At 61.3% G+C, this 4,768-nt stretch carries 5 protein-coding genes and 1 pseudogene; 1 reads left to right on the forward strand and 5 read right to left on the reverse strand.

Annotated elements, in window-relative coordinates:
• Positions 1 to 401 precede the first annotated feature (401 nt).
• The 4 genes from AOZ13_RS12800 to AOZ13_RS12815 form a co-directional block, all read right to left on the reverse strand.
• The gene (locus AOZ13_RS12800) at positions 402 to 893 is read right to left on the reverse strand and encodes a hypothetical protein (RefSeq protein ID WP_049934123.1); all 492 of its coding nucleotides are present in this window, start codon (positions 891 to 893) and stop codon (positions 402 to 404) included.
• A gap of 566 nt (positions 894 to 1,459) precedes the next feature.
• Positions 1,460 to 2,236: a sulfite exporter TauE/SafE family protein gene (locus tag AOZ13_RS12805; protein ID WP_021780779.1), complete on the reverse strand. Its 777-nt coding sequence runs from the start codon at positions 2,234 to 2,236 to the stop codon at positions 1,460 to 1,462.
• A 3-nt stretch (positions 2,237 to 2,239) separates the two neighbouring features.
• On the reverse strand, positions 2,240 to 3,514 hold the full coding sequence (locus tag AOZ13_RS12810; RefSeq protein WP_020221977.1) for an NRAMP family divalent metal transporter: 1,275 nt from the start codon (positions 3,512 to 3,514) through the stop codon (positions 2,240 to 2,242).
• A gap of 370 nt (positions 3,515 to 3,884) precedes the next feature.
• The gene (locus tag AOZ13_RS12815; RefSeq protein ID WP_020221978.1) at positions 3,885 to 4,091 is read right to left on the reverse strand and encodes a cold-shock protein; all 207 of its coding nucleotides are present in this window, start codon (positions 4,089 to 4,091) and stop codon (positions 3,885 to 3,887) included.
• Between the two features lie 180 nt (positions 4,092 to 4,271).
• Between AOZ13_RS12815 and AOZ13_RS12820 the strand changes: the two genes are divergently transcribed.
• On the forward strand, positions 4,272 to 4,541 hold the full coding sequence (locus AOZ13_RS12820) for a DUF7571 family protein (protein ID WP_020221979.1): 270 nt from the start codon (positions 4,272 to 4,274) through the stop codon (positions 4,539 to 4,541).
• A 58-nt stretch (positions 4,542 to 4,599) separates the two neighbouring features.
• Here AOZ13_RS12820 and AOZ13_RS12825 read toward each other — a convergent pair.
• A pseudogene (locus tag AOZ13_RS12825) lies at positions 4,600 to 4,768 on the reverse strand (integrase core domain-containing protein); the annotation flags it as partial.

A 4,768-nucleotide genomic window follows, 5' to 3' on the forward strand; every position in this document is an offset into this window, starting at 1 on the left:
CTCTCGGGGTCGACAAACCACACTGCAGTCGCGGCGCATCACGCTTAACCAACACAGCTCCGCTTCCTTCGTACTGCGTTGGTTAAGACGAATGAACCCAGATCCCATTTACAGCTCTAAGACTGTGAAACGGCTATAGAACGAATATTTACACTTTGCACACGGGGTGTGTCTATGCGTCGATTACCACCTCTGAGAGTGCTTCTTCGAAGTAGCAGTCCGCACAGCGTTGATCACCACGTGCTGCGTAGACTGGATCTGCTGGCACCGCCTTGCAACTCGTGCAGTAGCCGAGGGCGGTCTTCGGGATCGGCTCCTCTCACGGCGGCTGTCGATGCCCGATCATCCGGACCACGACCTCCACGAAGGCTCACGACGTCGACGAGTCGGCTCCGCCATCGTCAGTAGTGGACGTCTGCAGGGACGATCCAGCGCTCTTGATTGCTGTCGAGAATCAGGTTGAGGCGCTCCCGGTCGCGAATCCCGTGCCCGTGTTCGTCGTAGAGGACGACTGACGGGCCACGGTACGCGCCGAGCTTGTGGCAGGCGTGCCGCACGAGGTTCTCGTCACGCATCACTGCCTCGTCGCTGAGCTTGGGTAGTGACTCCCGGACGTCGGCGAGGTTCTGTTCGAACTCCTCGACAGTCGCTTCCCAGCCCGCTTCGAGGAATTCTTCCCCAGCGTCGGACTCGACCGGCGCGGCGGCCGGCCGCTCACCCCAGCGGGCTTGTCCAGCGCCCGTGACGTCCCCCTCGTCGAACGTGACGGAGTAGTCAAAGACGCCGTCGGCGTGCGGAGACACGCCGACCAGTCGGTCGAACGCCGACTGTCCCGCCGCAAGTGCTTCGTCTTCGCTCGATGCCTCCACTAGCGCGTAGATGAGCATATGCATCGCTGCGTCCGACGCACGCACACCGCACGGCGCGCGCCGCCGCTCCTCGCGCGATAAACCCCACCGCTGTCGAGAGTGGGTCTCTACCCTGTTCTCTCCGCTTTGGGGCTATCCTCTACAGAGCCAAAAGGACGTTAGGTATCCAGTCCCTGAGAACTAGCTGCCCTCGGCTGGAGGCGTCGACTATCGGGATTTTCGCGTGGGGCGACCCCGGTGGTCGGAAATCCGGCCACGGCGGGCAACCCCGGGGGGAGTTGCCGCTCCATCGGAACTGCTGGCCGCGGCCAGTGAACCGGAGCTCCACTCTCCGGTTCGATGAGACGTATTTCGTTGGCACAGTAAAGTGTATTCATCACGAGCATTCACAATCGGGGTAAGCTCGACACCTTTCCGTTTTCCGAGGGGAGAAACCGCCGTTTACGGCGTTAACGGGACACGATTCGCTGTCTCGAACTTGACCCCGAGCGGTTCACCAAAGGTCCAGAAGTCCTCAAGACGTGGTCTAGTCGCGAGCACACCGCGGAGCGAGGACGATTCGGGGCTCAGGGACCGTGATGGGGGTGCAGTTATCGGAGCATGATATAGGGGCCAAGAATGAGTAACAGCGCTGCGAGCGCCCGGGTGAGGCGTCGTGAGTTGACTGACTGTGCAACCTTCCAGCCGGCGACGACACCGACGATTTCGGGAATACCGATTGCGACGGCGAGTGTCCAGGAGACCGCGTCTTGGGCGAGGTAGCCGATTGTCGCGAACGCCGCGACGAAGACCGACTGCACCTGTGCGACGCCGACCGCGACGAGCATCGGCACGCCGACAGCCACCAGTAGCGGGACGGCGAGCACTGGGCCGCCGACGCCGAGGAGGCCGCCTGAGACGCCGACGAACGCGCCGATGCCGGCGATACCGAGTGTCCCGCGTACTGTGGTCACGTCGTACGCATCCTCAACCGACGCGTGGCGGGTGCGGTAGTAGACGAGGACGCCACTCAGTGAGATGAACACGCCGAGCAGGACGCGGAACGTCGCCGCATCGACCAGCGCGTTCAGGCGGACGCCGACGAGCGCGCCCGCGAGGCCGGTGAGACTCAGAACGCCCGCCATCCACTGACCCGCGCGCGAGTTGAGTTCGCCTGAACGACGATAGCTTGCTGTGCCGACAAGGCCGGTCGTGACGAACGTCGCACTCGCCGTCCCGACGACGAGTGGTGGCGGCAGGTCGGTCAGCGCGACGAGCGCGATGGTGATGAAGACGCCGCCTGGACCGACGGCGGTGATACCGATGCCGGCGAACAGTGAGAGCACGACGAGCAGCGCGAGTGTGGAAGCAGGAACGCCGGCGAGCATCGGCTAGAACCCGCCCGTGAGGATGGCGTTGATGACGGACTGGCCGGCCGACCACGCGGAGTAGACGGCCAGCAGGATGAGTGCGCTGTTGAGGACGTTCAGTTTCCAGTCATTCGTGTATGTGTCCATCACGTCGCCGTCGTTGACGGCCCAGAATAACAACAGGGCAGTGATGGGGAGGCCGACGACGCCGTTGTACGCCGGGAAGAGGATGATCATGTCGATGACGCTCAGTCCCAGGTAGTGGTGGACGAGCGGCGAGAGGCTGCCGAGCGCGACGCCACCGACGTACACGAACCGAAACACGCGCGTGCTGTCCGCGTACGAGTCCCCGATCGCAGTCGGGATCATGTGTGCGGGTGCCCACATGATGGGGATGATGCTGTTGAACGCGGCGGCGAGCGTGCCGACGAGGAAGACGACCATCGCCCACTCACCGAGGATGGACGCGAGCGCCCGACCCGGCGTGAGGAAGGTCTGGAGCTGTTCGTAGCCCGCCGGCCGAAGTACTGCGGCGGCGGCCACGACGATAGTGATCGTGGTGATGCCGCCAACGGCGTAGCCGATCGCGAGGTCACGTCGCATCGTGGGAATATCCGTGCGATCGGTCCAGCCCTTCTCCTCGACGAGCTGTGACTCGAGGAAGAAATTCGGCCAGAGCGCGGTCGTTCCGAGGATACTCACCGCAAGCGTCACCGCTCCCGCCGCCCCGAGCGAAGGGACGAAGCCAGACGCGACGGCGGCAAGGTTTGGACTACTCGCCCCCGCGACGAGGACGTATGCGATCAGGAGGATCATCATCATCGCGACCATGAGCTTCTCGACGGCGTCGTAGCCGAGGATCCCGATGATGATCGCGGCGAGCCCTGTGAGGTACGCGAAGGGCTGCCAGCCGATGGCCTGGAGGTCGAGGAGAACGACGATCCCCTTCCCGACGGCAGCAGTGAGTTCAAGCGTCCACGCCACGCAACCGACCGAGAGCAACACCATCACGACAGTCGCGACCGTCGACCCGAGCTTTTCCCGGGCGAACGCCGCGAGCGAATCGCCGTGGATACCTAGGCGAGCGCTCATGTCCTGCGCCATGAATCCGAGTAGGACAGCGCCGATGACAGCCCAGAGTAGGGTGTAGCCGTACCTGACACCGGCGGAGCTCGCGATGAATACTGACCCCGATCCGAAGTAGCTCGCGACCATCACGAGCGCGAGCCCGTACTTCTGGAAGAACTCCGAGACCGAGGGAACCGATACACCTTTTGTGAGCCATCTGACACTCATAGCTAATGGAAAACGATAACGAAACAGTCACGCATCAATACCCCAACCGCACAAATTCCGCTTCGTGTAATCGGAACGGCTTCGGAGGGAAAGTCGTTATGGGACACTAGTGACTTCCTCCTCGCCGTACACGGCGAGGCTTCCCACGGCACCGTACCGTTGGATCGACTGCGTGGACTCCCCTCGGAGTTAGTAGTTTGACACCGTGAGAGCTGTCAGAAACGGTGTGCTGAACACGGGGGCGTATTAGTCACGTATCGTTCTCGTTGTCGGTGTCTCTAGAGTGTACAGAGAGCGTCGGCTGGAGCGTGTACCCGGCTGAAAAATCGTAGTATTGTTCGTCGCTGTGAGCGACGAGTGTGTCTCGGTCTTACAGTCGGACGACGTTCGCTGCACGAGGCCCTTTCGGTGAGGACTCGATGTCGAACTCAACTTCAGTACCTTCCGTCAGATCCTCTCCACCGACGTCCTCCATATGGAAGAACACGTCCTCATCGTCGTCGAGGTCGCCGTCGTCAGTCGAAATGAAACCGTAGCCGCCAGTATCGTTGAAGAAATCAACTTTCCCTTGCGCCATTACAAACAAACATTGACTCCATCGAGGGATAACACTTCCGAGGGTCGCGGTATCACGGACCCTGCTGTCTGAGTTCTGTGGGAGGGCAGTCGCACAACCAAGTCGTTCGAGTTTCGGTAGTCAGCCCGGTTTCGGAGGCAGGTATTTACTCTGTGGTCACGAGGTCCAAGATGCATCGCTATGAAACCGTGCCAGAACTGCCAGACGGTCATCGACGAGTATCCCCTGGATAAACAGCTCGAACCCCTGCGCGACCTCACGGCTGACGACTTCAACGTCTGTGCGGACTGCATGACCATCGTCGCGGATGCCTGTGTGAAGTGCGGCGGCGCGGTGTACGTTCCCCGAAGCGACTCCCTCACTCCTGACTACTGTCCGGCATGTCGGGCCGATCTCATCGATCTCACTGGCCACGATCCTGGGTGGATGCGTGGCCACGCGTCCACCTGAGCGGCTCGCTCTCAAACAATCTTTTCGTCAAGGTAGCCGTTCGATAGGACGTTACTGTCTAGTTCAACACCTCCTCAGCTGGCGTTTTGCCATCGAGAGCTTGATGTGGTCTGTGATGGTTGTAGTAATGTACAAACTGCTCAAGCCACTCGCGTGCGCTCGACCGACTGCTACCCACGAGTGATGGAAGCGGTCGATCCGCATTTTGAGGGTGTGGAACCACTTTT

Origin of the sequence: Halarchaeum acidiphilum MH1-52-1 (assembly GCF_000474235.1) — an archaeon.
Lineage (GTDB): Archaea > Halobacteriota > Halobacteria > Halobacteriales > Halobacteriaceae > Halarchaeum > Halarchaeum acidiphilum.

What these genes read in the sequence shown, in the direction of transcription:
- AOZ13_RS12800 (WP_049934123.1), bottom strand. Translation starts at nt 893, where the DNA reads ATGCATATGCTCATCTACGCGCTAGTGGAGGCATCGAGCGAAGACGAA.
- AOZ13_RS12805 (WP_021780779.1), bottom strand. Translation starts at nt 2,236, where the DNA reads ATGCTCGCCGGCGTTCCTGCTTCCACACTCGCGCTGCTCGTCGTGCTC.
- AOZ13_RS12810 (WP_020221977.1), bottom strand. Translation starts at nt 3,514, where the DNA reads ATGAGTGTCAGATGGCTCACAAAAGGTGTATCGGTTCCCTCGGTCTCG.
- AOZ13_RS12815 (WP_020221978.1), bottom strand. Translation starts at nt 4,091, where the DNA reads ATGGCGCAAGGGAAAGTTGATTTCTTCAACGATACTGGCGGCTACGGT.
- AOZ13_RS12820 (WP_020221979.1), top strand. Translation starts at nt 4,272, where the DNA reads ATGAAACCGTGCCAGAACTGCCAGACGGTCATCGACGAGTATCCCCTG.